This is a genomic window from Candidatus Erwinia dacicola, assembly GCF_001756855.1.
Lineage (GTDB): Bacteria > Pseudomonadota > Gammaproteobacteria > Enterobacterales > Enterobacteriaceae > Erwinia > Erwinia dacicola.
The window spans coordinates 1-26,214 of the sequence record NZ_MAYS01000179.1 but is presented as its reverse complement, the minus strand read 5'-3'; the positions used below and the strand labels follow the sequence as shown (position 1 = coordinate 26,214).

Here is a 26,214-nt window from a genome sequence, read left to right as displayed (position 1 = left end):
TGATGCTGCAACTGATGGCGTCACACCGTCAGGGTGACCTGAAGGGCTACCTGAACCGCGTTGTAGGTAAGCCTAAGCTGTTGATCATTGACGAAGTGGGCTATCTGCCGTTCGGTAAAATGGAGGCGAACCTGTTCTTTCAGGTCGTTGCTAAACGCTATGAGTCAGGCAGCGTGATCCTGACCAGCAACCTGCCGTTTACTCAGTGGTCCGGAACGTTTGGTGATGACGAAACGCTGACGGCAGCGATGCTGGATCGGCTGCTTCACCATGCGCATATTGCCCAAATCAGCGGCCAAAGCTACCGACTGAAGGATAAGCTGAAAAGCGGTCAAATCCAGAAGAAAACGAAAGCAACAACGTTCGAGTAATTCAAAGGGGGTGGGTCAGAATTCGATCGGTATTGACATGAAAATAAACCAGGGTGATTTCCCTGCTGTACGGGCTTTAGCCGTCACTGTTGCTCTGACCGCTCTTTCCTTTGAACGCTTGAACTGACGGCCTTTAGGTCTGCTCTTGTAAAGATAAAAATGGCCTTCATGCTGTGCTTCTTTACTTCGTCCCAGCAGACCCCTGCCTAAATAAATCGCCGTTGTGGATGCTTTTTTGCCTGAATCTATAACCTTTTCCCACCCATTTGATGCGCCGCGCGATAAATGCGCCCATTTCCGTGAGATAAATGGCATCGCTGCGGCGTTTCAATATTTGCAAAAGAATTACATTCCTACTGCGTTATCCTTCCTCTGACCATCCACCGGAAAGTATCGGTAAAGCGTCGATAACCCTACACCGTAGATAATGGCCAACTGGTGGCGGGTGTGCCCCTTCGCCAATAGCCGCCCAATCTGCTCTCGCTCATGCGCTTTTAATGCGTTGGGCCTTCCACCTACGCGTCCCTTTGCCCTGGCTGATGCCAGCCCGGCCAGTGTTCGTTCGACGATCAGCTCGCGTTCCATCTCCGCCAGTGCCGACATCACATGGAAAAAGAAACGCCCCATGGCAGTACTGGTATCAATACTGTCTGTTAAAGAGCGGAAGTGGGCACCGCGTTCATGTAACTCTGATATCAGTGCGATCAGGTTCTTAACGCTGCGTCCCAGCCTGTCCAGTTTCCACACGACCAGGGTGTCTCCGCTATTAACGTACTTTAATGCGCGTTTCAGACCGGGGCGACTGGCAACTTTTCCGCTCATACGGTCTTCAAAAATGCGGTCACAGTTTGCGCTTGTGAGTGCATTACGCTGTAAATCGCTGTTCTGGTCGATTGTTGATACGCGGATATAACCAATGGCGGCCATCAATTCTCCTCCTTTATGTCGCGGTAGGAGGATTTTTACAGATTTCGCTATGTGTAACTGCTTTTCCAAAAACCAAGGTTTTTAAGAAAGGCTGCTTTATTTGGAATATCTGCACCGTTCTGGTCTTTGGCCAGCTTTTCCGCCAGCTTGTTCAGCACGGTGGTCGCAAAGTTCGGATCGTTTCCAAGAGCGTCCGCCAGCTCTTTCAGCGTATCCAGGGTCTCTGGTGCTGTGCCAGCAAGAGCCGAAATCGCTCTTGCCACAAACTCTGTCGTCACCAGTTTTTTACTGTTGTCGTTCGCAGCAGGTGTAGGGGCTGTAGGCGTCCCGGTGAATGTTGGGCTGGCCTTCGGCGCGTACTGGGTATGAGGGTCGGCTGCCGCGATGTGTTCAGCCAGGTCTGCTCCGCCTTTTTCGACCTTCTGTTTAAGGTATGAAGTGCGGCTGGCCAGCTGTTTAGCCTGACGGTTAGATATCCCGTCAGGCCCGCCCAGAACGGGGTCAGAGACCTCGATTTGGTAGACGCCTTCTTCCCACTGCGGGGTTTCGGGTAGGTTTGCCATAGTTAACTGCTCCCGTGGTTATAGCTGCCGTCATAGTTGACGGTGTTGTTGTAGCGAATAGCGACAGACTGATACTCCAGACTCGCCAGATGGCAGCGGGTCGGAGCAAAAGCTGCCAGCGTCTGGCGTAACAGCGCCGCCTGATCGTTAGTAATGGGCTGCTGAAGGATGACGCGATAAACCGCCCATGCTTCAGCATCGCCGTGGACAAAAAGCCCGTTGTAAGTGTGTTTGCCGTCGTAGCCAATCTGGCCAGTACCTTCAATCAGATCCACTTCACCGAAGCCGAAACGGCGGATAATCTCCCGGATTGACCACGGCGTCCCTTTATAGCGGTGCAGCTCGATGGCTGATTTGATAAGCGTGCGACGCACATCATCCGATTCCGCCAGCTCCCAGCCATCGCCGAACAACGAGAACTGCTCGCCCAGCCATGGCAGCGCGGAGCTGTCGACAATATCGACCAGATAGACCATCAGTACGCTCAGGTCGATATTGTCCAGCCGCCCGGCCAGTCTGCCCAGTGCTCTGAGGCTGATATCACCCTCAAGTGGTGGCGGGAGTTGTAGCGGCTCAGCCATCGGACACCCCGGTCATGTTGAGAGTGATTGCCGTACAGTTTGCCCACTCGCTTTCAGCAACGACCCTCAGCGCAGGGGTCACCAGTTCGACCTGGTAGACCCCGGCAACGGACAGCACGCTGATAATCTGACTGGGGACAATATCGCGGCCCAGTGCTGCGGTACGGGACGCCACCCAGTTCTGTATGGCGCTGTTAGCGGTGTCTTTTATCGAGTTGGCATCCTGGTCACGGTAGATTGTGATGTTGGCTTCAATGGTGTAATCCACCTGCACTGGCGTTTTAGCCCGCACGGTATCAGTAAGTGGCCTGACTTTTTCGTCCGAACAGAAACTCTCAACCAGTGTGAGGATGCTGTCATCCGGCAGGCCGGTACTGAGTAGCGGATACAGCTCAACTGTGCCCGAAACCGGGGAGAGCACGGCAACGTCGACGATATTGGGATGGGCCTGCATGGCATGAAAGCGATATGCCTTACGGCTTCCGGCATTCGTGAACGATTCCGGGGCCAGTTTGATGCGCTCGCGCAGCCTGTCGTTGTCTTCCTGTTCTGAGCCGCCAGAACTGGCCGCTAGATTGGTCACCTGCAGGTCAACGTTATCAATCTCATCGAGCAACTGACTGACCTGCGCAGGTTGCCATCCGTTGCCAGCGACGCCCGGTTCGGTACAAGTGGCCGTGGTGTTGACCAGCAGCAACCCGGCCTTCAGAACCACGTCCGTATCGGTGGAAAAAATAATGCTGTCGGAGGCACTGACGCGGGTACCTGCCGGGATCAGCACATCGATAACGAGAGCTTCATCCACGGAGAACTGGAGTTGGATGGAGGCAGGTTGCGCGGCCAGACGGTACACGCCGACCAGTTCACCGAGGTAATCAATCATCGGCTCACGGGCAAAGGCGACCAGATTCTGTTTGGCTGCTTCCTGCGGCGCCACCCTGACCAGCATTTCGCGGTATGCCCACAGGTCAATCAGCAGGCGCTCGGCCTGAGCGGGATACAACGTTTTACCGGTTGCGGCTTTGTATTGCGCAATCATCTCAGCAGTGATTTTATCGGCATCGCGTTCAATAAAGTCGGGTTCTGTCAGCGCCATAGCAACTCCTGAGTTCGGGTCTGTCCGTCAGAGCCTTTCCAGCTCACCCGGAGCGTAAGATGTTCGCCGTCAAAGGCGGGTTTAACCGACATAAGCTGGCAGCGAGGCTCCCAGCGCCGAATGGCATCGACGGACTCGCGCACCACATGCGGGATAGCCCGGTTGATGGGCCAGTCAATATAAAGGTGCAGATTGCTGCCAAACTCCGGGCGATGCGGGTCGCTGCCGCGAGGAGTACGCAGGATAATTTGGATGGCCTGCCAGATATCATCCAGCCCCTTGACGATTTCGCCGGGGGCCTGCAGGGCCGGTTGCCAGAATACGGAGGTTGTTTTCATAGGGGCAGTATTGCCCCTGAGCAGAAACGCCGATATTAAAGGCGTTTAAGAAGGTCAGTGGGAGTGATGACTGGAGTTCTGGCCGTCAGAGAGCATGCTACCTGTAGAGTGGGCATTGCCGTTGATTTCAAGGTTTCCGTTCACCGTGGTGGTATCAGCGGTCAAATCAATAGTTTTCCCCTTCAGGCTGATACCTACCGCAACCTCGATTACTATGCGCTCAATACCGCCTTTGACCGTCAGCGTATGGGTCACGCGGTTATAGCTGAACTTAGCCCCGTCTGCGTACTTTGTGCCGCGAGTATCCTTGTCATTAAATGGTGGTCTGTCGACCTCGGAGTAAACTGCACCGAGAATGACACCATCCTCGCCGTTGGCATCGAGCAGTACCTCAACCTACTCCCCCACGTCAGGGAGCCAGTAATCTTTATTGTTCTGGGTATTGCGCTGCAGCACGTTGAGCCAGTTGGTGCGCAGGTTATCGCACTCAGGCAGGCGCACGCGGGCCTGAACCTTGTCGGCATCGACGGCGCTGACCGTACCGACCTGACGGGTGACAAGAGACATTACTTATCTCCCTTTATTACCGTTGATGTGGTGCCATCGTATTTGTAGACGGTGAGCGTCTGAGTTTTGCCGGTCTTTTTACCTTTCCTGGCCTTGCCCTGCGTGACAGGCCCTCGTGCCACCTCCAGTTCTGTAATGTAGCCGCTGTTACGGTCAAACGCATGGCGGGCAGTGGTTATCAGCCATGGCCCGGATAACTGACCAAAACCCACCAGTTCAATTTTGTTGCCCGCCGTCAGCTGTGGCGTGCCCATTAACGTCAGGGAGCCGCTCTGCTGATATTCGTTATGGCTGGCCAGCGCTGAGTCCGCCTTGATTTTTGCGCTGTCAGGGTCGCTGACGCGGCTGTTGACCTTCAGTGAGTCGGCGCTGGTGACCTTTGCAAGTTTTACCTGACTGTCACTTTCTCTGATGCCACCGGCAACTTCGTAGGCGATCAACTTTTTACTGCTGCTCTTCTGATGTTTTACCTTCGCGGACTTGTAGACCCGGTTGATGGTGTCGCGCAGGGAAAAGCGGGCCACATCCTGCGGTTTCAGTTGCTTAACCGGCTCCTGTCCACGAAGCGTGGCCAGATGGGAGAAAATCAGCTGGTCGCTGACCACTTTCACCGCATAACCATACTCGCTGGCCAGTCGCCGCAGGAAGCCCACGTCCGTTTCAGCGTACTGCGTTACACGGTCAATTTTGATGGATTCAATGCTGCCAACCAGCTTCAGTTGATGCTTTTTGGCGATACGTCCGGCAATGGCTGCCAGCGTGGTGCTCTCAAAGCCGCGACTGGATTTAGTGCGTAAGGCGTTGTTAACCGATGTGGCCACGCCCCGGATAGCGACAACGGACGCGGGCGAACTCACTTCGATCTCGTCTATCGAGAATGTACCGCAGGACAGCAGTTTCTCGCCCTGATAGCCCATCTTCAGCGTCAGCGTGTCACCCTTGCCCGGATACCACTTATCCAGCCAGCGACCATCGGTGTCGTCCAGCTCCACCTCAATGGTATCGGACTCGCTTTTGATGTTATCGCTGTAGGTCACGCGGGTGACATAAGGTGCGATATCGTTAGTGATGTTCTTCTGCAGATACCACAGGGTGAATACCGGACTCAGAACGTCGCTGATGCCAGTCAACGCTGATGCGGCCTGTGTGGTGTTATTTACCTCAGCCATGGGGCAATATCCTCTTCTGTGCTGGCATCGGTAGCTTCGATAACCGGAATCAATAACAACAAACCAGAGGGCAGCACCGGCGTGATGGCCACGTGCGGATTGGCGGCAATAATCCGGGGATAACCCAGCGGGTCGCCGTAGTACTGCCATGCCAGAGAATCCCAGCGCTCTCCGTAACGGGTGACATGTTCAAGAAACATCACACACTCCTCGCCAGTATTTTGGCTGCCATAGTGCTTAACCCCGGCGACATGCGGGTGAAGGTGGTGCTGGCGGAGTTAAGCTGGCCGGAAACGGCATCCAGCGCCGCAGCGATATTGCTGCCATCAACGCCGCTCAGCGAAGACTGCGCCTGTTGTACATACGTAGCCGCATCACTGCTGGCTCTGGCCAGACTGATGGCTTCGGGCATGGATTCGGAGAGCGCATTAAATGCCGGAATGCTTTGACCTAGCGCCCCGGACACGTTGCCCAGACCGCTCATCAGACCCGGCACGCGGGTCAGCGCGACAGCTGGGTTATCCTTCATCTTCTGTGCGACCCGAACGGCACTGATGGTGGTCTGGAGAACGGATTGCGCCTGTTTGGCATAATTGACACCGTCGCGGACGTACTGCGCCACCCCGGAAGGTGAAGGAACGGCACCGGAGACCGCTCCGACGCCGGGAACCTGCTTGCGTATTGCAGGCGGCTGCAGCGGGTTCTTCGGGTCGCCGATATACTCCCGCAGCGATGCGGTGGCGTTGACGGCCAGCACGTTGCCGGTGCTGTCGGTCTGTTCGCTGATTGCTGTCACATCGGTAATGACGAACCAGCCACGATAGTCGCCATTCCCGAAGACCAGCGCCAGCGCCTGATGGGCTTTCATGGCTGTTCGCAGTCGTGCCAGTTCGATGTCGGGCACACAATAATGCTGATGGAAGACCAGGCTTATCTGGATTTCGTCCAGCTTATCGCCGACGAACTGCAGGCCGGGTTTTCCTTCGATGCGGGCATGTTCGGCATAATCGACGCCGAATGTCGCTTCGAAGCCGTCCCAGTAGGTAATCAGCTCGAACTCAATATCACCCAGTACCGCAAACATTATTCGTACCTCCTGCGTTGCTGCTGAGCCAGCAGGCGTTCCAGCATTTTCTCCAGCTCATGCAGGCTCATATTCAGTGCGCCAGCAAGCCCGGCAGGTGCGGCAGTTTCTTTGCCATTGAGGTAAAACTGGGGATTAAAGCTGACCTGAATACCACCAGAGGTTCCGCCACCGGCTGCTGCCGCGCCACGACCTGAATAACCTGCAGCCATGATTTCCGGCGACGGGATGCGTGGAACGTCCGGGGTCATTTCGGTGGCCAGACGTTGCCCGGCGAGTGCGGCCAGCGGCGTGGTACGCTGCAGACCGATAGCGGCCCCCTGGCCTATGTTGTCGCCAAAGCCCATAAATACACGGCTCGGGGAGTGAATACCCAGGGTTTCTTTAAACCAGCCGGAGATCGAATTACCAAAGTTAACGATAGTATCTTTTGCGGCCGCAAGTTTATTGCCGATCCCGTTCACCAGCCGGCAATCAGGTTGCCGCCGAAGTCAGTAAAGTTTTTCGGCAAGTCGACGCCAAACCAACTCATGACCCCGGCAAAGGCTTTATAGAACAACCCAAGGGGCGACCAGTTCATGATGAGTTTGCCGATGCCAACAATACCGCCGTTAAATGCCGTCTTAATACTGCCCCAGATACCAGAAAACCAGCCTGTCACGCTGCCCCACGCCGATTTAATACCGCTCCAGGCACTGCTAAACGCAGAGGTGACCTGCGCCCACATTCGCTTAAAGAAAGCAGAAATTGGCCCCCAGTAGCGGTAGATCAGATAAGCGGCCATGGCTAGGCCAGTGATGATTAGTCCAATGGGATTCATCAGCAGCGCCCGACCTATGAAGAGAACGGCACGACCCGCGAGCATTAGTCCACGAACCAGCCCACCACCGAGCACGCGGGCCAGTGTTCCGGCTCCTTTGGCAACCGTACTGAAGCCGGTCACCAGCCAACGTAGTTTGCCGCCTTCACCCAACGCGAGCGATAGCCGCAGCCAGTTGGCCCGAAGAAGCATGGCGTTTTTCCAGACATTGACGAAAGGGGAAATAAGAAGATTCAGGCCGAGCTTGAGGCCGATGGTGGCCATCTTGAATGCAAGTAATGCACCAACCACTTTAATAGCACCACTCACCAGTTGCGGGTTAGCCGCGATCCATTTGCCGACGCTGTCTATTAAGGGGATGAACGTTTCCCCCAACTGGATTAATGCTGGTTTTAATGACGCTCCGATGCTGATAGCTGACTCGTTAAAACCCACCTGAGTCCTGCGCCAGCGCGCCTCAAGCGTATCATTTTGCTTCTTAAAATCAGTGCTGAGCGTGCTCTGAGCTGCAGGGCTATTCATTTCCTTTTTATTGGACTGATACTTATCCTAGCCCTGGCGCATCGACAGGAGATGGTTGACGGTCTGAATATCAGTAAAGACTTCTGCCAGTCCGAAGGACTCCATCAGCTTCTGCTGGCCTTCCTGGTCTCCCGAGTCCTTGGCAGCATTCCACTGTTGTACGAAAGCCTTGCCTTTGTCGTCGATGAAAGCATTAGCAATCATCAACGAGGATTCATACTGCGAGAACCCTTGTGAGACAAGGTTCTGCATGGATTTCTGATAATTAATCCCGGCTTTCGCATATTTCTGCATGGTATCGCCTCGCCCCATAGCCGCCAGCCAGTTGGACATATTGGTGACGGCCTCTTCAGATGAGCCACTGCCTTTACCCACCTCTAGGCTGGAGACGATCTGCATAATCGCTTCTTTGCCTGTGATACCACGGGCAGCAAAAGCTTTGGCCAAACCCGGCAGTGCCTTAGCCATGTCTTTCAGTTCAAACGAGCCGAGTTTTGCACCAGTAGCAGCCATACCAAATGCCTGCTCCAGTTCTTTGGCATCGGTAATTTTGAGGGCATCGCTGAAGGCATAGGTCATTTTGGCGAGGTCGGTCATATCGGCTTTGGTGGCCGTGGCCGCTTTACCGAGCATCCCGGCAAAGGTCGCTGCCTGCTGCGGATTCATGCCATCGGCAACTAACTGGCCAACGCCGCCCAGCAGAGATTCCTGGAGCTGATTGACCTGCAGGGATGCCCGACGAATGGCAGTGCCGATGGCCTGTTCCTGTCTTGAATCCAGATCGCCGGTGACGCTGATATCGCGTAGCTGGGATTCAAACGATGAATATTGTTTGACAGAGGCCATGACCGGTGCGCCCAGCGTTCGGGCGATACCGTAAGTCTCTGCCCCCTGACCATAGAGCGCCATACGGTTGGATTTCAGCGCATCACTGGTGGCCGATACCGCCGACAGACGGCGCTGCTGCCGCTCAATCTGCTCCATTGTGCGACTCACCCGCAGCAGATCGCTGTTGAGGCGTTGCATCCGGGATGAACCCAGCTGGCCATAGCGCTCTGTTGCACGGGTTAAGGCGTTCTGGCGATCCTGGAGGCGACGTGACGTATCGCCGAGGGAGTCAAGGGCGCGTCGGGTACCGCTGACGGCAGAGCGAAAGCTGCTCCCGACAATGCCGCCAATGATGACGCCGACTGAAAATTCACTGGCCACGGTGGTTATCCTCTGAAAGCAAAAAGACAGGAGAGAAATGGTGGGGAACCATAAAGAACAGCCGCGAAGTGCGGCTGCTTGGGCTGGGGAACTACTGATTGTCGCAGTACTCGCTTTTGATTTGCTCTTCAGCCTGATCCAGCCACATTTCCAGCTCGTCAGTATCGAGAGCATCAATCTCCCCCGGCTGAAATCTAAACCACCTCGCCAGCAGCCCCTGCGCCCGAATCAGCGTCTTCGTTGCCCTTGCCCAGCCCAGTGACTTGCTGAAATCGTTTCTGCAACTCCATGTAATCAGCAAGATCCATATTATCGAGGTCTTCCGGCAGAATCCCGGTGCTGCGGGCAATCAGCGGTTCATCCCAGTCGGCAGGGTCTTTACTGGTTTTTCGTACCTGCTTCAGGTCTTTGACCGTGAGGCGCTTCATTTCAACCTGCTCAACTCGGGTACCAGCTGCGGTGGTGAACGGATAAGTCAGCAGAAAAATATTGGATTTGGTTTCTGACATGTTCGTGCTCCTGTGTAAGTTCAGAGCAGTATGTCCGGTTGTGAGGGTGACAGATATTAAAGGGGATTAAGAAGAAAGGGGCCGAAGCCCCTCAGATATCAGTGAGTGCGAAAACCCTTGCAGTTGCGCAGGAACGCAATGAGTAGCGCTTTTCCTTCAACTTTACCGATGCCGGTAAACCAGTGGTCGGGTGGTGTCCAGGCTTCAATCAAATCGGCCAGCCTGCAGGCCTTTGAGCGGGTACAGTCAATCGGATCATTGGTTTTACGGGTATTAAAAAGGTTTTCCACGCCCGGAATATCCAGAATGGTGAACCAGGTGCCATTCCCCATGCCGATAGACCCGCAGTTTCCGCCTTTGTCCTCAATCTCGACGGTCACCGTCAGCCCCCGATATTGATGCGGTAGTCAGTCAGCTGGTCAACGCCGCCGACGCGGAAGATGTTGGCCAGATAGTCCAGCTCCAGTAGTTCTTCACCGTCCAGCACCTGCTTGATGTACGTCCAGGTGAAGCTACTTGAGAACTCGGCGTTCTCATGCTATTTAAATGTCCCCAGCGGGTTCTACTTGAACATGATCGTCAGGAAGGTGAGCAGCGGGATTTCATCAATCAGCCCCTGCGAACTGTAGCGCTGTACGCTGGAGCGGCACTGCAGGGCCAGCGATTTATATGGATTAGCGGCAGACAACATGGCGTCGCGATAGAAGCTGTTCCACTTAATCTCGCCTTCCATTTTGTCGAAGCCTGCCGGGAGTTCTACCTTGCCCACCATCCCCAGCGCTTTGTGCTCCTGCATGGTCATGGACACGTCAGGAAGCTTGACCTCCTCGGCCCGGCCCAGCAGGTTAGCGCCATCCAGATAGATGTTGGCATTGGTGATGCGGTTGATCTCAATCTTTGCCATCAGCTATTCCCCTTCAGGGTTAACAGGTATTCCGAGGTGATCTCGGTCTCAAACGTCAGTCGCTCCAGCGGCGGTGGCGGCGTGTATTTGTAGCTCAGTAACAGGTGACCGGCGGCAAGCTCCGTCTCTTCGTTGCGGGCCGGATCAAACCAGCACTTAAAGCCCAGCAGCGCACCGTCGCCAATCATCTTGCGGCCATAGGCGTTGACCGACTCCGTCAGCGCATCAATCAGCGCCTGGGTGACAGGCATATCGATGTACTGCTGGCTAAAGTAGCGCAGGGACTCGTTAATCACATCGCCGGTGCGACGAACGTTCTCAAAGTTGCGCATATGGGTCACCGTTGGCCACGCGGCGGTGCGGTTTCCCCAGAGGCGCAGACCGCTGCCGTAGCTGCTGAAGACCGTAGTGATGCCCTGTTCGTTAAGCAGGTTCACCTCGCTCTGCGGGTCGTCAATCATCGCTGACAGCTGGCGCTCCACGCCGGTGATACCCAGGATTTCCTGATTGGATGACGACCACCAGTAACCCTTATCCAGGTCAACTTTGGCACGCAGACCTGCAGCGCGCTGGCTCAGTGGTTCCAGTCGTTCGCTGTTGGTGGCCGTGTCATACACCCTGACGTGCGGATAGCACAGACGGACGCGGTCGGAGCTGGTGTTGAAGTTAATGGTGCCTTCCGGGCCACGCCCCGTCAGCGCCTGCGCAAAGGTGGTACCAATTGGCGCGTCGATATAAGTCACCGCGCCCAGCTTCTCAGCCATGGGGATAAGCTCAACCGAGACGCTGTTCTGGGTGCAAAACACCGAGGCAATCAGAATGTTGGCGAAGTAGCCAAACAGGTTAAAGCTGTCGTTAAGCAGCTTCATACCGGTACGGTTGCCGGCTGCGTTAACTGCACCGATGATATCCGTCGGGGTGACTTTGGTCGGGTCAGCATAGTTATAGCTGGCCTTCGCGGTTGCGCCCGCCGCAATGCTTTTCCCGAGGCTGGTGACCAGGCCGCTCTGCGCATCAAGCGAGTAGTCTTCACCCTCGACATAAGGCTGGCCGTCGCTGCCCGGTTTCAGCACCAGCTGCGCGACCACCGGATTGGCCAGCTGCGCTCTGCCCGTTGTTTTATCGAACGTCACATCCTCATCGGCCACAGCGGTTTTATGCAGAGCCGGATCGAGCACGTTAATCACCAGAACGGTACCTGCGCCGTGGTCGTAGATGGCATCCAGCGCCTGCGGAATGGTAAAGCCGGTAAGCTGATTGCCAAACGCAGCTGCATCTTTCTCAGACAGGCACTGCACCAGCATATTGACGTCACCCATCGGGGCGGTACCAATAAGTCCAATAACGGCAGACTTCACCGTTTTAACCGGGCGGGCACCGTTTTCCACCTCAATGGTTTCGACGCCGTGCAGATAGTTAGCTGACATGGGTGTCCTCCAGTTTCACATCGCTGTCGCCACCGTTCCTGCGCTTAGGTAACTGAGGCGCGGGTGTGATTGCGGGGCTGGCTTCTTCAGGTACCGGCGTCAGGTGCTTCAGCGCCACCAGTACCTTCACATAGTCATGCTCCTCCGGCAAGGAGACGTTCTTCCCTGGCCAGAGCAGGATTTCGGTTCCGTCCGACAGCGTGACGCCGCTCGCCGGGACGGAATAGCGGTATTTTTTCTTCACTCGCGTTCCTCATAGTTCACTTCGGTTAACAGCGGGCCGGACGGTAAGTCGCTGTCCTCGATAAAGACGCTTTCCGTTGCAAAGTCGAGGGCGTACTGCCACAGCCCCTTGATCTCACCGATAAACACCTCGCGGGTCAGCCAGATACGACGGCGGCAGTTCGGCGGGGTGTAGCCACCCAGAATGCGACGTATCGCATCCAGGACGTCAATTGCACCTCTTTTACCGTTGAGCTGGCGGAAGACCACTGTGACGCACAGCTGGATGGTCTGAGGCTGGATAACCGCCCCGATATCATTGGGCCTGTCGAAGCGCGAACCAGCATAGCTCACCAGCAGCGCCCCAACGGGGTGATCCAGACGATATCCAGCCGGTTTCTCAGGAAAATACTCCACCTGTAGCTGAGGGAGTTTCTCTTTAAGACGGCCAAGTACCGCATCAAGGACGGGCAGAATGTTCATCAGTATTTCTCCAGCAAACCATCGCGCCCGCCAAAGGTGGGACGGCGTGCCCTGGCGCGGATTTCGCCGGACTCAGGCACATCCTTCTGGGTTGACTGCAGCCCCAGCGTGAGCTTGTTATCACGCAGAGACTCCAGCTGACGCCGGGCCTCTTTGTGGTCATCCTTCACGGTGTCCGGGACGGCACCTTCCGGGCGGCGGGTGTAGAGCCGGTAACGCACCATCGTAATGGCGATGTCCCGCAGAACGGTGGGCACCTCCGCCAGCGGCAGGGTGTAACGCCCGCGCAGATGGGCATCAATCAGCTCATCGGCGTAGCGAATACAGCTGTCCACTACCCCGGTTTTAACCGTTGCAGGCGAATCGAAGTCCAGCTCTTCGTTGGTAAGCTGGACCAGCGTCCGTTCCGGTATCTGCTCAAGCAAATCCGCCAGGGTGCAGTACATGTCACACCCCCCGCAGGATGCGGATAACGTCACCTTTAGCCAGTGCCTCATCCAGCGCGATACCGGCTGGAATGCCAGCCGGAGTATCGCCAGAAGCCGCTGTTTGGGGAACGGCGCAGGCGTCTTTGTCTGACTGCACGTTCTGTCCCCTGGCGACAGCCGCGCCAGCTTCGACGGCGAGGATGCCGAGCACATTGACCGGTGTGACATCACCGGCTGCGGCATCGACTTCTGCCACACCCAGCGCAACCGCGCCAGCCTGACAGGGGGCATTATCGGCACCCACAAAACGCTGCTGAACGAGGGCCGCAAGGGCGACGACAGAGGTGGTCAGAATGACCTGTTGAGTTGCACTCATGGTCGTTTCCTTATTTCACGATGTTGGTGATGAGATACCCGGCATCGCCGCCGACCACGGCGACTTTGTAGATATCGGTATAGCGACAGTACTTCACCTTGCCGCCGACGCCGTCGTATTTGTCCGCAACCGGCATGCCCTTACGACGCAGGGTATAACCGAACGATGGTTCGTTTTCGTCGGCGCTGTCGGTGCCCGACTGGGGTTTACCGACGTAATGCAGCATCAGGTTATCGGCCCAGACATCGGTCGGGGTCTTGTCCTTATTCTGTGCGTCTTTCATCGAGGCCATGGATACCGGCTCGCCGATCACCACGTCTTCCAGCTGGAAAAGGTCTTTCAAAATCTCGATGGTGATGCGTTTGCGCTCGTTGGCTCCGATCGCGGCCTGGATCGCCGGATGGAACTTCAGCAGTGACATGACGCTGGCACCCATGGTCATCAGGTTCGGGCGCAGGCCTGTTTTGTTACGTACAGCCTCGATACCGGCTTCGATGAAGGTGATTGGATTACCCTTGCCATCCACCCAGCGTTCAGCGGCAGCCAGTGCTTTAACGGACGATGCCGGGTAGACGCTTTTATCCTGGGCCAGACGGGCTGCGTACAGTTCACGCTTCAGGTTGACGCCGCTGGTGACGCGACGAATGGCCTTTGCTTCTTCGTTGAACATTGACTCCGCCTGCTCGCGATAGTCCACCGGCGCGGCCAGATCGTGCTCGTTAAGAATCAGATCCAGTTTGCCGGTCTTCTCACGGACAAGGACGTTGCTGTCAGCGCCCACGGTACGCTCGGTGTCGTACTCCACAAAAGCCGATTTGCCGAAGGTCGGCACGGTCACGCCTTCCTTATCGGTCAGTACGATCGGGAAGATGTGCTCGCCGATTAACGCGGCATTTTTATAACCGCGTGCGATGCTGGTCAGCACCGGGTCAACAACGCGCTTACCCTTTAAATAGTCAGACATGTTCTCTCCTTAATTACAGGCAGCGGGAGACAGCAGCGTCGTAGCTGATGCCTTCTTTTTTCGACAAATCAAGCGCTTTCTGATGCAGCGCCAGACGGTCCGGGTCGGCTTCGGCAAATTCAGCTGAAGGCGTTGAAGCGCCGGTATCCACACGGTCCTTGGTCGCGTGCTCGCTAAAGCTCAGCACCGGTGCAGCGCCGTCCAGCAGCGTCTTAAACGCCGTGGCAGGCGGTAAGCTGGTATCGCCTTCGGCAAATTCCACCGGCTTATCGCCAGCAGAGACCGCATCCAGAATGGCGACAACAACGGACTTCGCTGCCGGGGCCAGTTGACCGCCGCTTACCAGCTTCTCAGCGTAGGAAACGTTGTCAGCGTGCAGTTTCTCCTGCTGACTCTTCGCATCCTGCTCGGCTCGCTGGGTGGCATCTGCCTTCAGGCGGGTATTTTCCGCCTGTAGGGCCTCAATTTCTTCTCTGGTCATCGTGTCGTTCTCTTGTTGAGGGTTAGGGTTTGGTTCGCTGAAATCCGGAACGGCCTGCACCGGCTCGCGGTACGCTTCTTCGCGCAGGGAATCCACCTGCCATGACGGAAGTACCTTGTCGGTTTCATCCAGCCCGAACTGACCGATCAGAAAGTCACGTAGCCGACCCCAGAGAGAGGCATTGGTGATATCGCCCCAGTCGGCAAACTCGACGACGCCTTCTTCCGACTCGCCAAATGACACCTGCTTCAGCCCCTTAATAGAGGGAGGCTGTGCCCCCAGAAAACCAACGTGGCGCAGGTAAAGCGTGCCGGGTTTCGGGTTGCTGGGTGAGTCCGGGAGATAGAACGAGGCTGAGACTTTCTTGAAACGCCCTCTGCCTACCAGTTCGGCAAACTGCGGGTCGAGCTGTTCAGGCTCGGCCAGCAGGTCAGCGCCACTGAGCCTTAGTGCTTTCACCCAGCCCCACGCCGGGTCTTCCGTTTTGGGGTGACCAATAACGAGCGGTGCTTCATGAACGGACGGGTCATAGGCTTTAACGCAGGCGGCAAGATCGCTTTGCGTAAACGGCAGTTTCGTGCCGTGCATGTCGGTATGAGTACCGGCTTTAAAAATATGAATGGCTGACATTGTGCTGCCCCGCATGATGTTGTCGGAGACAGTTTGTGGAAAAGCCGCGAAGAGCGCTTTTAATCTGCTTTAGAAAAAATAAGGGGGGAATACGACAGAGACAGAGAGAGGGAAGCAGGAGCGATTAAAGCCGTAAACGAGGGGGCTGTAAACCTTTATAAAGGCTCCGGGGCGGGTAACGCGGTAAATCGCCCGTCCCGGAGGGTTAAAATCAGCGACGGGCCGCAGATTCAAGATGACGCACAATCGTATCGAGGATGGGAATAACCACATCAGGCTGCAGCTCACCGTCCCCTGTCAGCGGCAGGAACGGGCGGGCCGGAAGCTCAACGGACTCATTGCGCCCCGTTTTACCACCGAACTGGTGGATCGGGCCATAAACAACGTTGGTCCCAACCGCTGCCTGCCTGTCATCGTGGTCTGTGGTCACGGACCCCATCAGCCGCCCGGTGTGCTGCAGCGTCTGACCATCACGATCCTGTGCAGCGAGCGACGGCGTCCAGCCCGGACGGCCCTCATCCAGAAAGTTAAATTGCGTTTCCGCCAGCAGGGTTCCGGCGATTTTCCGCATCGCGGGCTCCAGGTCAGTGGCGGCTAAATCCAGCGCCCGCAGACTCCGGCGCAGGGACTCATCGTTGATGGTGATATTGACCAGATTATCGGAAGCCATCGTTATCCTCTCAGTTCCTGCTGTGCCAGCGGTTGTAGCGTGCCCTGGTAGCGGGCAAGGTCAGGACGGTATGCCGCCCCCGGTGCGTATGACCAGCCGACATCGGTGGCCACTTTTGTGGTGCCGGTGTTGAAGGTGGCGACGTTCTGCATCTCGCCGGTTTTCTCTGAGACCAGCTTCAGCTCCCAGCCCATGGCGCTGCCCGAATTCACCACCTTCAGACCACGGGCGCGAACGTCTGACGCGCTCAGGGCAATCACCCCGCAGCGACAGCGCCAGCCGTTCGGCGGGTAGAACGCCTGCCAGAACGGGTCATCATAGCGCAGCACCAGACCGTGCAGCATCAGGTGGCTTTTGCGGGTATGACTGTCGTTGATGCCGGTATACATCCAGTACGGCCTGTCGTCGACGTTCTCCATCTGTTCGGCCCAGCGCCCGGCGCTGTAGAGCACGGACATATTAGTACGAAAAATGGTATCGAGACGCCACGGGCTGCCCTGCTGGATAGTCACCGGCTCACCCGTTACCGGGTCGGTGGTGTCACGCGGCCCCCACCATCCCTTACGCTGCAGCTCCGGCTTCAGCTCCGTTCTGAACCAGCGGTCTGTCTTGCCCTCGTCCAGCGCCTTCTGCAGGGCGCTTCGGATATCCTCCAGAATATCGAGGCGGGTTACTTTGGCCACGGTAAAGGCGCGGGCATGGGCATCCTGCCACATTTCCTCCCAGTCCCAGGTGATTTTATACCCTTTGGATTTCAGGTAACTGATAGCCCGCTTCGGGGGAAGCGTCATGCAGTACGCCAGCTCAGCCGTGGTCACGCTCATGCAGACGCCCCCAGAGTGTTGATACAAACAGGATACGGGCCAGCCGCTCCTGCAGGTCATCCGCATTCATCTGCGGGTACAGTTCGGCCAGCACGCCCAGCAGCTCCGGGGGGTTAACACCGCCCTCAACCTGCTTAAACAGCGGGGCCAGCACCGGCTCAAACACGCCGTTTAACGAGCCGCCGTTCATCAGAATATCCAGCGCATCATCCAAATCCTGCTGTGCCTGAATATCGGCATCAATCGCCTCGGCGAACGACAGCGGCAGTATGTTGTTCTTCTGGCGTTCTGAAGGCGGTGTCTCGTCAATATCACCGTCCTGCAGCTGGTACTCGCGCTTGAAGTATTGCGGGGTGAAGACGACTCCGGCGCGGCTGAGTTTCTCATCGCGACTGGCCTGCAAATCATCGACCGTTCCCTGTTCCCACATGCGCCAGACGGGACTGGCCACGTTGCCAAAGTTGAGCGCAACCACCTGGCGGATCACCTGATTTACCGCGCTTTCAACAATTTCTGCGTCGGCATCGCGAATATCGCTGGTAACTTCCAGACCGGCCTGTGCCGAGGCGCGGTTGCTGTTGGCCTCGGTGGTCTGGTTTTGCCCCAGCAGGGCGATAGAGATTTCGCTGCGGGCGAGCGTAATCAGATTCTGGTAAATATCGCTGCTGTCCGCTTTGCCTGCGGCCTCTTTAATTTCAATGGAGGAATCATCAGGAATAGCCGCCACGGCGTCTTCCACCATCGCCTCCATCGAATCCAGCAGCAGGTCAATCTCACCCTGTGCCGTCCCGCGTGGATGCTTACCGATAACCCACGGCGAACCGAATTTCTCGGCAAAGCGCACCCAGAATTTCATCCCGCCTTTCTTGAACGTCACGGGCCAGAAGCACATCGACAGGTCGGGGAAGCCATACGGGTTGTCATAGGTCGCATCCTGACGCGGTACCACAAACTTATTCAGCGGCACCAGCTCACCTTCCAGCCCGGCGTCTTTGGCCCGGAAGCGCAGCAGGTTATCGTTATCGAACTGGAACCACTCGGGTGGCTTGCCCACGATGTCGGTGACTGCCCAGGACTTAACCGAACGGCCCCACATGATTTCGCAGGGCTGGTATCCGTAGAGCACGGCATCGGTCATCTCGCCGATGATGCGGGAGATATCGAGATCGTCGAGCATGTCGTTTACAAAACTGAACACCCGCTCCGTGGCCTGCCCTCGTTCAAGCCCACGCTCCAGCGACTTGACCGCCGCTTTACGCCTGCGGATACAGCCACCAACCAGCGGGTCGGTACGCAGCTCGCGATAGATGCGGATATCCCGGCCCTGAGACTTGAGAACAGGATCGGGATTGGGCAGGTACATTCCCAGACCGAAGAAGTCGATGGAGCGGCTGCGTGACGCAATCTGCTCCGTCAGCGTCTTGTCCGGCTCGGCAAAGCTGACAAATTCATTGGGTGAAACCCAGAGTCCACGCGGCATCAGTAACCCTCCAGCATGCGGGCCGACTGGCGACGACGGCGTGAGCTTGCCTTCACCTGCCCTTTGTTAATTTCACGGCTGGCAAAGTACGCCAGCGCCAGCGCGATGGCTGAATCCCCGTGGCGTTTACCACCGTCCGATTTGGCTTTTGACCGTTGCTCCGGTACGCGCGGAACGCCGTTGATCACCTGAACGGCCCGCAGGTCATCCAGCGTGTCTTCATCCTTCGGCAAATCAGTCAGGTTGCCATCCTCCAGCGCCGCCTTGACCGGCGGCATATGCTCCCGGTACCAGCCTTCCAGAATTTTGACCTGATTAACCCGGCTGGAGCCGTAGCGCTGCATGGCATATTCAGCAAGATACGCGCCATTGCCCCCGGCATCGAACGCGGCTCCCATAAGATAGGGCAGGCCGTCCATCAGGAACCAGGTGATTTGTTCCTGTTGTTTAAACGGTACGTTGCGCAGCTCCAGCACGAACGGGACGCGGCGTACCAGATTCTTCTCCTGCAGCAGGGGATAATCCACCGACAGGTCACCGCTGCGGCCAAAGTCACGCCCTAAAAACGAGCTGGCATCGGAGGGGAGCGCTTCCAGCAGCGGCTTCAGGTTCTCATTCAGCCAGTCCTGCGTTTCACTGAAGCGCTCAGCGTCTGGCTTCAGCTCGTAGCCTTCCGGGCAGGTCAGGCGCAGCACCGGGGTATCAGGTGACATACGGGACTCAATCAGGGCGCGGGACAGCCAGGCACCGCCGCCGTTGGCCGGGATACAGTCAAGCTCTTCGGATGCGCCGGTGCCGTAGAATTTATACACCGACGCCATCCATGCCAGCTCAGCATCCTGCGTCCATTCCTTCCCGGTTCGCAGACAGACACGGTGAAACAAACCCTGCGCGACGGCTTCTTTGAAGGCAATTCGCTGTACGCTGCCCCCCTGACGCCCGGCGCGGATATCCCCAATGAGCGTATTGAACGGGTTGTCATCACCATCATGGGTGGAGATAACGCGCACCTTACCGCCCCAGATAAGCATTGCCAGCGCAGTCTTCAGCAGTTCGTCCAGCTGCTCATGGAACGCGGCCTCATCAATAACGATGATGCCCTGACGGCCACGCAGGTTAGACGGGCGGCTGGAGAGCGCGACAACGCGGAAGCCGGAATCAGGAAACTTGATGGTATAAGTTTTGATGTGCTTGTCGTCTTCGTTCTCTTCCCAGAAACCTTCTTCAATTTCGCTCGCGGCGTAGTTGAAGACCCGCGCCCACATGGCGCAGGCCTGGATATACTCGACGGTCATGTCCTGGTTATAGGCAATGTAATAAACGTTCATGCCACCGGCAGGTGCTGAAGAGGCTGCGGTCAGCACGTTATCGGACGCCTCAGCCTAGGTAATACCGGTACGGCGGCTCTTCTCAATCACCTTGAGCGGAGAGGTATCTGCCACCCAGCGCTGCTGGTAAGGCATCAGGGCGGCAGGTACATCCAGCGCCGAGGTGTCAGGCAGGACAGGAGCAAGCTGACTCATAGGGCAATCCCCAGGATTTCACGTCGCAGCGCCTGTACCGCATCAGCAGACAGGCCACCCTTGCGGGCAATCTTCTCGGCGTTACCCGCCGCCAGCCGGGCGCGGTCACGGACTTCGCTCTGAAACTTCTTCAGGTTGACGGAGGCGCGGGACAGCGTGGCCACGTTTTTTGCCACCTTGGACAGCAGCGCCACCCGCTCTTTGGGGTTGACTTCACCTTCTTCCGCTTCCTGCAGCTGAACGATGCTCTCGAACAGCTCGGTCTGGATCAGGGCGATGACGGCTTCCGAACGCGCATCCTGATCGTCAGCCGCACCTTCGGTCAGCATACGGGCCGCTTCGGTGGCCGCACGGATGGCACCATAGCGGCGTTCAATTTTCTGTCCATAGCGATGGATAGCCGATTTGCTGATGACGAAACCCTGCTCGCGCAGCAGGGACTCCAGCTCTGAGTAGCCACTGAAACCGGATTCATTCAGCGCCCGCTCAAGCCAGCGCCGCACGTTTTCCGGCAGCTTATCTATCGTGCTGCCTCTGGCCATTATTCACTCCAGTACTTTTCCGGGCGGGCAATGCCGGGGCCGCATTCAACGGTATATTCCACCAGGTCAACGCCGAGGCGGGTCAGATCGGCAAACCAGTCGCCGGAGGGTTTTTTCTCCAGTTCGACTATCCTGCGGTCGCCCAGATAATCCAGCTCCCGACGCAGCTCAAGATGCGTGGTGTCCGGGTAGATGGCGCGGGACACATCCAGCAGCAGCGTCTCGCTGGCGGTGTAGGGGTGGGTTTTGTTCAGAGCAACCAGCAGACTCCAGCGCAGGGATTCCCGGCGCACGCGGGCGATATCAACCATGGTGACCTCCTGTATGACGATACTGCTGTACCACTTCCAGCTTGTTGTAGAGTGCGTCCAGCTTGGCCTCAATGACCGTCTGGCCCCTGATGTAATCTTCGCGGCGGACGTAGTTCAGCGGTAAATCCGCCTTGAACCGCATAAACTCTTTTTCCAGCTCGCCCCAGTTGGAGGCGGACTGCTGCAGCGACTGCTCAAGGGAGGCGAACCGCGCCGCCTGACGCTCCTCCGCTTTACTGAACAGCCACTTGGCCATACCGCCAACAAAGCTCATAAAGGTGATAAGGAAGCCCACCACCGTCCAGAATTCAACCTGCAACGTCATTTTTGCAATCCTTCCCGTTCGTCCAGCAGCCCGTTTATCTGGCTGCGTCAGATGCGGCACTGCCTGGCATTGTCGATGATGTTGGCGAGGACGTCACGCTGGGAGACGCCTGAGTCGCGTAGCCCGGCGTCAGCGGCTTCAGGTTGCCCGGACGCTGCGCCAGTGCCGGTGCCAGCGGCGGCAGTTGCATCTGAAAGACCGCTGTCGACGGACGCGTTGTCATATCCGAGGGCTGCGTTGTACTGGCGCACGAAGCCGCGAGTAAACACGCACTCAATGGGATGGCTCTTGCCTTTTTCATCAATCCAGCGCTGTGTGACATCGTGAATATTCTCTTTAAGTTGTTGGTTCTGGCTTTCAAGCTGCGCTACCTGCCTTAGGTAACCGGACTCGGCGTTATGTCCGGCGGCAACCTGCTCCTGATACCGTTTTGCCCAGGCCCGCAGCGCAGCGTTCTCACGCGTTGCCTGCTCCGTTTTGTACGTGTCGAATGCTGACTGCAGCGTGGCGAGCGCCACATCCCCGTCGCGTTTAGCATCACTGTGACCACCGCGATACCCCCAGTGGTACAGGCCATACAGCACGCCAGTAACAGCGGCGGTCAGCAGGATGCCGCGCCACGGCAGTTTTTTTATCAGGCTAGTCCACACAGCTGCCGCCTCCCCAGGTGAGATAGCGAGGGGCCAGTTCGTGCAGGATGCGCTGCGGATAGTGACGATTTTCCCGTCAGTTGGCGGCGCTGCGTCCGGCATTCATCGTGGCGACATGCTCAAACCAGCGGGTACCGTCCAGCCCGTTCTGCACGGCCATACGCTTATCGCGCTGTACCCAGCCCAGCCCGCCGTTATATCCCGACAGCGTCATGGCCATCCGCTCGCAGCTATTGGCGGCGCTGACGCGCTGCCACAACCAGCGGTCACAGCTGACCAGCGCCCGGATGGCCCATGCAGGATTAAACGGCTCACGGCTGTTCAGGCCCGGTACCAGCTGGCTGATCCAGTCGGCGGTGGCGGGCATAAACTGTGCTATCCCCTGAGCGCCAACCGGCGATACCGCATCGGGTCGCCAGTCGCTTTCCTGATGCAGCTGTGCGGCGAAGTCTGCCACTGGCGCTGACATTCCCCATTCAAGCCGGGCATTGCGGATAACATCGGCGCGGTACTGCAGGGATGCCTGCGGGGGCTGTGCCGCTCTGGCCTGACTGAAAAAGCCGCCACTCCATAGCAATAAGGCTACCGTTGCTGAACCAAAAAGCCGCCACTAGAAACTGTGCCTGCCCGTGCGTGCGTGCCCGTGGCGTGCCAGTTTGATGCCCAGCCCCAGCAGTACCATCACGGCCCAGATAACCTGGGGCCAGTACATGTAGAGGGTCATCGTTAAAGCCCCGTGGCCACGGCCAGACAGACCGCTGCCACTAACAGCGCACGGCGGATCAATGCGGCAGAAAAGACCAGGTGGAGACCGGTCTGTACCGGGTAACGGCCAGACGCCATCAGCGTTTTATCATGCTTCAGGTACTGGCCGGGCCGGGCTTTGGGGAATAACGAACGATCGAGCCAGTAACCGAGAACCGCAGCGAGCGTGATGAGCGACAGCTTGTAGACCACCACCGGCAACTGCTGCGGCGATACCAGACCGATGGTACCGAGCAGCAGCACAGCGGTCAGCAGCCAGCCGCTGAGCCGGGGCTTTTTAACAGGGGGAATGATTTTCTTCAGGTTTTTCATGATGCGTCTCCTTGTGTAGTGGAAACAGCATCACAAATGTCGGGGGAAAGGGATTTTAAACAGCGTTAATAGTGTGGCGAAGGGCAAAAATCGCATGATGGCTTTGAAAGAACGACCAGCCCGGTGCGTCAACACCGGACTGGTCATCAACCCACAGGTATGAACTGTGAGCCAACCAGGGTTCAGTCAGTCTCGCGAGACCGGACTAGCCTGCCATATTTTCACCGACTGTAAAAGGCTTACGGATAATGAAACAACAATCTTTACCCATCGTCCCATGGATCGGCGGTAAACGCCGTCTGGCTAAACATATTCTGCCCCTGTTCCCGACCCACACCTGCTATGTGGAACCCTTCAGCGGTGCGGCGGCACTGTATTTTCTTAAGACTCCCAGCAAGGCAGAAGTCATTAACGATATCAACGGGGAGCTGGTGAACCTTTATCGGGTCATCAAGCATCACCTGGAAGAGTTCATCCGCCAGTTCAAATGGGCGCTGGTGAGTCGCCAGATCTATAAATGGCTGCAGGACACGCCGGAAGAAACACTGACCGATATTCAGCGTGCAGCCCGGTTCTACTATCTGCAGAAACAGGCGTTTGGCGGCAAGGTGGCAGATCACACCTTCGGCACCTCCACTACCAGTGCACCGCGCTTTAACCTTCTGCGCATCGAGGAAGAGTTGTCGATGGCGCACTTGCGTCTGTCGAGAACGCTGATTGAGCACCTGGACTGGCACAACTGTATTGAGCGCTATGACCGACCCCATACGCTGTTTTACTGCGACCCACCATACTGGGGAACGGAAGGCTACGGCGTGGAGTTTGGGCTGGAAAACTATGACCACATGGCGGAACTGGCGCGTAGCATCAAAGGGAAGATGATTATTTCGGTGAACGATATCCCGGAAATGCGGCAGGCATTCAGCGGACTGAATATCCAGACGGTGGATATCAGCTACAACCTTAAGGTCACGGGGAAAGCCTCACGACGGAAAGAGTTAGTGATTTGTAATTTTTAATTAAATAAAATCGGTACAAACTGGCTAAATCTGAACCGCTAACAATGGACAACATCATGAAATTTAAGGTCGCTGTATTAGTTTCTGCACTTTTAGTTACCGGAAGCACTCTCGCTGATAGCCTGATGAAGGCTGAATTCCATTCAATGCAGGAGTGTTTGTCAGCTATCAAAACTAATGGTGGAGAACCCCTAAAAATCATTCAGGATAAGCCTGACATGGTCACAGGGCGGCTACCAGACGATAAAATGTTCGCTTGTGAAAAGAAGGAAACAGGATCTAAAGGAACCTATTTTGAAGGTTGGTTTATGGTCAAGGATTAACAGTACCACCATCTTGGCAAGGCGATAAGGCCTTGCCACATTACTTCTTTTTTAAAAACTTTTCCCGATAAGCTGCTAGCTCAACCAAATTCCCTTTACCGAGAAATTCTTACTAGCCCTCTCACTACCCAGCAAATTTGCTCGGTTTAGGTTGAGTGAGGACTTTGCCGACCTCAAGAATAGCCCTCCGCTGCTCAGGGCTCATATCATCGAATGCATCCATCAACGCCTGTTTGTCTGATGATACTTCCTTCATTTGTGAAGTCTTTTCACCCAAAATGAATTGTTCACCAACTCCAGTAAGAAGCCAGTTGAGGTTTATACCCAACTGTATGCATAGCTTCGTTAGCCCTGCAATATTAGGTTCCCTATCACCATTCAAATAGCTTTGAGCTGTACGATAAGGCAGCTCGCAAATCTCAGAGAACTCCTTGATTGAGCTGATTTTCTTTTCTTTTAGGACTTCTTTTAATCGCTCAGCTATACACATTCGCATCTCTTTTATTGCTATATACACGTTTGTGTATATAATCTATCACACATAAGGCAAACATCATTGCATCAACCAAGGAAACAACGATGACTGCAGAACAAGTCAAATCACTCTTCCGCCAGCGTGGAGTCACTTTCACCCGCTGGGCAGAAGAAAATGGCTACAGCCGCAATGAGGTCTACCGTGTTCTTAACGGCTTCACCAAAGCCCGTTACGGCAAATCCCACGAAATTGCCGTAAAGCTGGGTCTCAAACCAGATTCAAAAGCGGCATAACGCTCTAGCCCGTGTAACAGATTATCACATATCGCAAAAAGGGGAATGTGACATGAGTAAGTCAAATGTATCCAGTTCTGGCTCCCGCATTCTGCGTGTTCTTAAAGCACTTCGTGGTCACGCCCTGAACGGAGTTTCTAACGGTGAACTTGCATCGGCCCTTGGCGAGTCCCCGGCGAATATCAATCGGGCACTGAATACCCTCATCGAAGAAGGACTGGCTCTGAAACTGGATAACGGACGTTTTGCCCCCGGAGTCCAGCTCCTACAAATCGCCATGGCGCACAGCACCGAGATGGCGCGGGCGCAGGATCGTATTAATGAAATTAACCAGCGTGTTATTGCTGGCAGTTGCTAAGGAGTTGAAATGGGACGCACAAAATCACAATCAGTTGAACTAGTGGAAGATGCACCGCTGACAGATGAGCTCAACGTTAGTCTTAATGCCATGACCGAACATCGCCTTGAAATCATGCAGCAGTTTGGCGATGGCCTCCCGTATGAACGAGATCGTATCGTACATGAGACGCGTTTTTACATGGCGCAGAGTGCGGAAGCCATGCTGGAGGCGGGCAAGAGGCTGGTTATTCTTAAAGAGAATGAACCGCAGGTAGAGTCTTAGGACGTGGTGTAAATTTGGAAGGATGGTGAGAGCCATTGGCTTATCCGGTAAGGTAATGGTTAATTAGACAATTATCTCAGAAGGAGTCAACCGATGGCCGACAACAGCATGACATTCAGCAACACCCTGATGCAACTCGGCGGCGAGGACTTTCTGCGTGAACTCACCGAATTTATGCTCAACCGCATCATGGAGGCCGATGTCACTCAGCGCATCAACGCAGAGCCTCATGAGCGCAGTGACGAGCGGGAGACCTACCGTAACGGCTACCGTGACCGTCAGTACCACACCCGCCTCGGTACCCTGGACCTGCGTATACCGAAGCTGCGTGAAGGCTCGTACTTCCCGTCCTTCCTTGAGGCCCGCAGGCTGTCGGAGAAAGCACTGAACGCGGTCATCCAGGAAGCGT

General features: G+C 56.1%; 31 protein-coding genes and 8 pseudogenes. 7 read left to right on the top strand and 32 right to left on the bottom strand.

The window, feature by feature from the left end; all coding sequences use genetic code 11:
* Positions 1-371, top strand: a 371-nt coding sequence (locus BBW68_RS05570) for an ATP-binding protein (RefSeq protein ID WP_186821232.1), incomplete at its 5' end; no start/stop codon positions are given.
* Positions 372-410: 39 nt separating this feature from the next.
* Here BBW68_RS05570 and BBW68_RS15970 read toward each other — a convergent pair.
* The 31 genes and pseudogenes from BBW68_RS15970 to BBW68_RS05420 all read right to left on the bottom strand — a co-directional run.
* A pseudogene (locus BBW68_RS15970) lies at positions 411-641 on the bottom strand (IS4-like element ISEc60 family transposase); the annotation flags it as partial.
* 75 nt (positions 642-716) lie between these two features.
* The gene (locus tag BBW68_RS05565) at positions 717-1,298 is read right to left on the bottom strand and encodes a recombinase family protein (RefSeq protein ID WP_070134356.1); all 582 of its coding nucleotides are present in this window, start codon (positions 1,296-1,298) and stop codon (positions 717-719) included.
* Between the two features lie 56 nt (positions 1,299-1,354).
* Positions 1,355-1,861 (bottom strand): annotated as a pseudogene (locus BBW68_RS05560) (phage tail protein); the annotation flags it as partial.
* A 2-nt stretch (positions 1,862-1,863) separates the two neighbouring features.
* Complete coding sequence (locus BBW68_RS05555) at positions 1,864-2,442, bottom strand: phage tail protein I (protein WP_070134354.1); 579 nt, start codon at positions 2,440-2,442, stop codon at positions 1,864-1,866.
* On the bottom strand, positions 2,435-3,538 hold the full coding sequence (locus BBW68_RS05550) for a baseplate assembly protein (protein ID WP_070134353.1): 1,104 nt from the start codon (positions 3,536-3,538) through the stop codon (positions 2,435-2,437). The genes BBW68_RS05555 and BBW68_RS05550 overlap by 8 nt, the downstream gene beginning before the upstream one ends.
* A complete protein-coding gene (locus tag BBW68_RS05545) occupies positions 3,529-3,876 on the bottom strand; it encodes a GPW/gp25 family protein (RefSeq protein ID WP_070134352.1) in 348 nt (115 codons plus the stop codon). Before BBW68_RS05545 ends, BBW68_RS05550 begins: the two co-directional genes overlap by 10 nt.
* A 54-nt stretch (positions 3,877-3,930) precedes the next feature.
* Positions 3,931-4,443 (bottom strand): annotated as a pseudogene (locus BBW68_RS05540) (phage baseplate assembly protein V).
* Positions 4,443-5,612 (bottom strand): phage late control D family protein, encoded by a 1,170-nt coding sequence (locus BBW68_RS05535; protein WP_070134351.1) that lies wholly within the window; start codon positions 5,610-5,612, stop codon positions 4,443-4,445. Before BBW68_RS05535 ends, BBW68_RS05540 begins: the two are co-directional and overlap by 1 nt.
* On the bottom strand, positions 5,600-5,812 hold the full coding sequence (locus tag BBW68_RS05530) for a tail protein X (protein WP_186821285.1): 213 nt from the start codon (positions 5,810-5,812) through the stop codon (positions 5,600-5,602). The genes BBW68_RS05535 and BBW68_RS05530 overlap by 13 nt, the downstream gene beginning before the upstream one ends.
* On the bottom strand, positions 5,812-6,696 hold the full coding sequence (locus tag BBW68_RS05525; RefSeq protein WP_070134349.1) for a phage tail protein: 885 nt from the start codon (positions 6,694-6,696) through the stop codon (positions 5,812-5,814). Before BBW68_RS05525 ends, BBW68_RS05530 begins: the two co-directional genes overlap by 1 nt.
* Positions 6,696-9,247 (bottom strand): annotated as a pseudogene (locus BBW68_RS05520) (phage tail tape measure protein). The gene BBW68_RS05525 and the pseudogene BBW68_RS05520 overlap by 1 nt, the downstream one beginning before the upstream one ends.
* Before the next feature lie 194 nt (positions 9,248-9,441).
* Positions 9,442-9,756: a phage tail assembly protein gene (locus BBW68_RS05515; protein ID WP_070134348.1), complete on the bottom strand. Its 315-nt coding sequence runs from the start codon at positions 9,754-9,756 to the stop codon at positions 9,442-9,444.
* Positions 9,757-9,854: 98 nt separating this feature from the next.
* A complete protein-coding gene (locus tag BBW68_RS05510; RefSeq protein WP_070134347.1) occupies positions 9,855-10,136 on the bottom strand; it encodes a hypothetical protein in 282 nt (93 codons plus the stop codon).
* A 2-nt stretch (positions 10,137-10,138) separates the two neighbouring features.
* A pseudogene (locus BBW68_RS05505) lies at positions 10,139-10,660 on the bottom strand (phage major tail tube protein).
* Positions 10,660-12,087 carry a phage tail sheath subtilisin-like domain-containing protein gene (locus BBW68_RS05500; RefSeq protein WP_070134346.1) on the bottom strand — a complete coding sequence of 476 codons (1,428 nt, stop codon included), beginning with the start codon at positions 12,085-12,087 and terminating at the stop codon, positions 10,660-10,662. Before BBW68_RS05500 ends, BBW68_RS05505 begins: the two are co-directional and overlap by 1 nt.
* Positions 12,077-12,331: a hypothetical protein gene (locus BBW68_RS05495; RefSeq protein WP_070134345.1), complete on the bottom strand. Its 255-nt coding sequence runs from the start codon at positions 12,329-12,331 to the stop codon at positions 12,077-12,079. Before BBW68_RS05495 ends, BBW68_RS05500 begins: the two co-directional genes overlap by 11 nt.
* Positions 12,328-12,792, bottom strand: coding sequence for a Gp37 family protein (locus BBW68_RS05490; protein ID WP_070134344.1), 465 nt, complete (start codon positions 12,790-12,792; stop codon positions 12,328-12,330). The genes BBW68_RS05495 and BBW68_RS05490 overlap by 4 nt, the downstream gene beginning before the upstream one ends.
* Positions 12,792-13,238 carry a gp436 family protein gene (locus BBW68_RS05485; RefSeq protein WP_070134343.1) on the bottom strand — a complete coding sequence of 149 codons (447 nt, stop codon included), beginning with the start codon at positions 13,236-13,238 and terminating at the stop codon, positions 12,792-12,794. The genes BBW68_RS05490 and BBW68_RS05485 overlap by 1 nt, the downstream gene beginning before the upstream one ends.
* A gap of 1 nt (position 13,239) precedes the next feature.
* A complete protein-coding gene (locus BBW68_RS05480; protein WP_070134342.1) occupies positions 13,240-13,596 on the bottom strand; it encodes a DUF2190 family protein in 357 nt (118 codons plus the stop codon).
* A gap of 10 nt (positions 13,597-13,606) precedes the next feature.
* Positions 13,607-14,560 (bottom strand): hypothetical protein, encoded by a 954-nt coding sequence (locus BBW68_RS05475; RefSeq protein WP_070134341.1) that lies wholly within the window; start codon positions 14,558-14,560, stop codon positions 13,607-13,609.
* A gap of 13 nt (positions 14,561-14,573) precedes the next feature.
* The gene (locus BBW68_RS05470; RefSeq protein WP_070134340.1) at positions 14,574-15,671 is read right to left on the bottom strand and encodes a peptidase; all 1,098 of its coding nucleotides are present in this window, start codon (positions 15,669-15,671) and stop codon (positions 14,574-14,576) included.
* A gap of 211 nt (positions 15,672-15,882) precedes the next feature.
* On the bottom strand, positions 15,883-16,341 hold the full coding sequence (locus BBW68_RS05465; protein ID WP_070134339.1) for a phage virion morphogenesis protein: 459 nt from the start codon (positions 16,339-16,341) through the stop codon (positions 15,883-15,885).
* Positions 16,342-16,343: 2 nt separating this feature from the next.
* On the bottom strand, positions 16,344-17,165 hold the full coding sequence (locus BBW68_RS05460; RefSeq protein WP_070134338.1) for a phage head morphogenesis protein: 822 nt from the start codon (positions 17,163-17,165) through the stop codon (positions 16,344-16,346).
* Positions 17,146-18,645 (bottom strand): DUF935 domain-containing protein, encoded by a 1,500-nt coding sequence (locus BBW68_RS05455; RefSeq protein WP_070134337.1) that lies wholly within the window; start codon positions 18,643-18,645, stop codon positions 17,146-17,148. The genes BBW68_RS05460 and BBW68_RS05455 overlap by 20 nt, the downstream gene beginning before the upstream one ends.
* A pseudogene (locus BBW68_RS05450) lies at positions 18,645-20,168 on the bottom strand (hypothetical protein). The gene BBW68_RS05455 and the pseudogene BBW68_RS05450 overlap by 1 nt, the downstream one beginning before the upstream one ends.
* Positions 20,165-20,710 carry a DUF3486 family protein gene (locus BBW68_RS05445; protein WP_070134336.1) on the bottom strand — a complete coding sequence of 182 codons (546 nt, stop codon included), beginning with the start codon at positions 20,708-20,710 and terminating at the stop codon, positions 20,165-20,167. The pseudogene BBW68_RS05450 and the gene BBW68_RS05445 overlap by 4 nt, the downstream one beginning before the upstream one ends.
* Positions 20,710-21,021: a hypothetical protein gene (locus BBW68_RS05440; protein ID WP_070134335.1), complete on the bottom strand. Its 312-nt coding sequence runs from the start codon at positions 21,019-21,021 to the stop codon at positions 20,710-20,712. Before BBW68_RS05440 ends, BBW68_RS05445 begins: the two co-directional genes overlap by 1 nt.
* Positions 21,014-21,346, bottom strand: a complete 333-nt coding sequence (locus tag BBW68_RS05435) for a hypothetical protein (RefSeq protein ID WP_000175096.1) — start codon at positions 21,344-21,346, stop codon at positions 21,014-21,016. Before BBW68_RS05435 ends, BBW68_RS05440 begins: the two co-directional genes overlap by 8 nt.
* Positions 21,347-21,393: 47 nt before the next feature.
* Complete coding sequence (locus BBW68_RS05430; protein WP_070134334.1) at positions 21,394-21,996, bottom strand: hypothetical protein; 603 nt, start codon at positions 21,994-21,996, stop codon at positions 21,394-21,396.
* Positions 21,986-22,573 (bottom strand): annotated as a pseudogene (locus tag BBW68_RS05425) (transglycosylase SLT domain-containing protein). Before BBW68_RS05425 ends, BBW68_RS05430 begins: the two are co-directional and overlap by 11 nt.
* Positions 22,574-22,722: 149 nt before the next feature.
* Positions 22,723-23,073, bottom strand: a complete 351-nt coding sequence (locus tag BBW68_RS05420) for a putative holin (protein ID WP_070134333.1) — start codon at positions 23,071-23,073, stop codon at positions 22,723-22,725.
* A gap of 248 nt (positions 23,074-23,321) precedes the next feature.
* Between BBW68_RS05420 and BBW68_RS05415 the strand changes: the two genes are divergently transcribed.
* Together BBW68_RS05415 and BBW68_RS05410 are read left to right on the top strand one after the other, a co-directional pair.
* Entirely contained in the window at positions 23,322-24,092 is a 771-nt protein-coding gene (locus BBW68_RS05415; protein WP_070134332.1) for a DNA adenine methylase, read from the top strand.
* A 56-nt stretch (positions 24,093-24,148) separates the two neighbouring features.
* Positions 24,149-24,415, top strand: coding sequence for a hypothetical protein (locus BBW68_RS05410; protein WP_070134358.1), 267 nt, complete (start codon positions 24,149-24,151; stop codon positions 24,413-24,415).
* A gap of 124 nt (positions 24,416-24,539) precedes the next feature.
* Here the strand turns inward: BBW68_RS05410 and BBW68_RS05405 are convergent, their stop codons facing one another.
* Entirely contained in the window at positions 24,540-24,905 is a 366-nt protein-coding gene (locus tag BBW68_RS05405; protein WP_070134357.1) for a helix-turn-helix domain-containing protein, read from the bottom strand.
* Positions 24,906-24,994: 89 nt separating this feature from the next.
* Here BBW68_RS05405 and BBW68_RS05400 point away from each other — a divergent pair, with 89 nt between their 5' ends.
* The 4 genes and pseudogenes from BBW68_RS05400 to BBW68_RS05385 form a co-directional block, all read left to right on the top strand.
* Complete coding sequence (locus BBW68_RS05400) at positions 24,995-25,183, top strand: DNA-binding protein (RefSeq protein WP_070134331.1); 189 nt, start codon at positions 24,995-24,997, stop codon at positions 25,181-25,183.
* 52 nt (positions 25,184-25,235) lie between these two features.
* Positions 25,236-25,541: a helix-turn-helix domain-containing protein gene (locus tag BBW68_RS05395; RefSeq protein ID WP_070134330.1), complete on the top strand. Its 306-nt coding sequence runs from the start codon at positions 25,236-25,238 to the stop codon at positions 25,539-25,541.
* A 9-nt stretch (positions 25,542-25,550) separates the two neighbouring features.
* Positions 25,551-25,799, top strand: a pseudogene (locus BBW68_RS05390) (DUF3102 domain-containing protein); the annotation flags it as partial.
* A 99-nt stretch (positions 25,800-25,898) separates the two neighbouring features.
* A partial coding sequence (locus tag BBW68_RS05385) for a transposase (RefSeq protein ID WP_186821255.1) occupies positions 25,899-26,214 on the top strand: 316 nt, incomplete at its 3' end.

What these genes read in the sequence shown, in the direction of transcription:
- BBW68_RS05490 (WP_070134344.1), bottom strand. Translation starts at nt 12,792, where the DNA reads ATGAACATTCTGCCCGTCCTTGATGCGGTACTTGGCCGTCTTAAAGAG.
- BBW68_RS05480 (WP_070134342.1), bottom strand. Translation starts at nt 13,596, where the DNA reads ATGAGTGCAACTCAACAGGTCATTCTGACCACCTCTGTCGTCGCCCTT.
- BBW68_RS05530 (WP_186821285.1), bottom strand. Translation starts at nt 5,812, where the DNA reads ATGTTTCTTGAACATGTCACCCGTTACGGAGAGCGCTGGGATTCTCTG.
- BBW68_RS05555 (WP_070134354.1), bottom strand. Translation starts at nt 2,442, where the DNA reads ATGGCTGAGCCGCTACAACTCCCGCCACCACTTGAGGGTGATATCAGC.
- BBW68_RS05445 (WP_070134336.1), bottom strand. Translation starts at nt 20,710, where the DNA reads ATGGCCAGAGGCAGCACGATAGATAAGCTGCCGGAAAACGTGCGGCGC.
- BBW68_RS05410 (WP_070134358.1), top strand. Translation starts at nt 24,149, where the DNA reads ATGAAATTTAAGGTCGCTGTATTAGTTTCTGCACTTTTAGTTACCGGA.
- BBW68_RS05440 (WP_070134335.1), bottom strand. Translation starts at nt 21,021, where the DNA reads ATGGTTGATATCGCCCGCGTGCGCCGGGAATCCCTGCGCTGGAGTCTG.
- BBW68_RS05535 (WP_070134351.1), bottom strand. Translation starts at nt 5,612, where the DNA reads ATGGCTGAGGTAAATAACACCACACAGGCCGCATCAGCGTTGACTGGC.
- BBW68_RS05565 (WP_070134356.1), bottom strand. Translation starts at nt 1,298, where the DNA reads ATGGCCGCCATTGGTTATATCCGCGTATCAACAATCGACCAGAACAGC.
- BBW68_RS05420 (WP_070134333.1), bottom strand. Translation starts at nt 23,073, where the DNA reads ATGAAAAACCTGAAGAAAATCATTCCCCCTGTTAAAAAGCCCCGGCTC.
- BBW68_RS05475 (WP_070134341.1), bottom strand. Translation starts at nt 14,560, where the DNA reads ATGTCTGACTATTTAAAGGGTAAGCGCGTTGTTGACCCGGTGCTGACC.
- BBW68_RS05405 (WP_070134357.1), bottom strand. Translation starts at nt 24,905, where the DNA reads ATGTGTATAGCTGAGCGATTAAAAGAAGTCCTAAAAGAAAAGAAAATC.
- BBW68_RS05400 (WP_070134331.1), top strand. Translation starts at nt 24,995, where the DNA reads ATGACTGCAGAACAAGTCAAATCACTCTTCCGCCAGCGTGGAGTCACT.
- BBW68_RS05545 (WP_070134352.1), bottom strand. Translation starts at nt 3,876, where the DNA reads ATGAAAACAACCTCCGTATTCTGGCAACCGGCCCTGCAGGCCCCCGGC.
- BBW68_RS05550 (WP_070134353.1), bottom strand. Translation starts at nt 3,538, where the DNA reads ATGGCGCTGACAGAACCCGACTTTATTGAACGCGATGCCGATAAAATC.
- BBW68_RS05465 (WP_070134339.1), bottom strand. Translation starts at nt 16,341, where the DNA reads ATGGCTTCCGATAATCTGGTCAATATCACCATCAACGATGAGTCCCTG.
- BBW68_RS05525 (WP_070134349.1), bottom strand. Translation starts at nt 6,696, where the DNA reads ATGTTTGCGGTACTGGGTGATATTGAGTTCGAGCTGATTACCTACTGG.
- BBW68_RS05500 (WP_070134346.1), bottom strand. Translation starts at nt 12,087, where the DNA reads ATGTCAGCTAACTATCTGCACGGCGTCGAAACCATTGAGGTGGAAAAC.
- BBW68_RS05455 (WP_070134337.1), bottom strand. Translation starts at nt 18,645, where the DNA reads ATGCCGCGTGGACTCTGGGTTTCACCCAATGAATTTGTCAGCTTTGCC.
- BBW68_RS05460 (WP_070134338.1), bottom strand. Translation starts at nt 17,165, where the DNA reads ATGAGCGTGACCACGGCTGAGCTGGCGTACTGCATGACGCTTCCCCCG.
- BBW68_RS05415 (WP_070134332.1), top strand. Translation starts at nt 23,322, where the DNA reads ATGAAACAACAATCTTTACCCATCGTCCCATGGATCGGCGGTAAACGC.
- BBW68_RS05470 (WP_070134340.1), bottom strand. Translation starts at nt 15,671, where the DNA reads ATGTCAGCCATTCATATTTTTAAAGCCGGTACTCATACCGACATGCAC.
- BBW68_RS05485 (WP_070134343.1), bottom strand. Translation starts at nt 13,238, where the DNA reads ATGTACTGCACCCTGGCGGATTTGCTTGAGCAGATACCGGAACGGACG.
- BBW68_RS05435 (WP_000175096.1), bottom strand. Translation starts at nt 21,346, where the DNA reads ATGACGTTGCAGGTTGAATTCTGGACGGTGGTGGGCTTCCTTATCACC.
- BBW68_RS05395 (WP_070134330.1), top strand. Translation starts at nt 25,236, where the DNA reads ATGAGTAAGTCAAATGTATCCAGTTCTGGCTCCCGCATTCTGCGTGTT.
- BBW68_RS05515 (WP_070134348.1), bottom strand. Translation starts at nt 9,756, where the DNA reads ATGTCAGAAACCAAATCCAATATTTTTCTGCTGACTTATCCGTTCACC.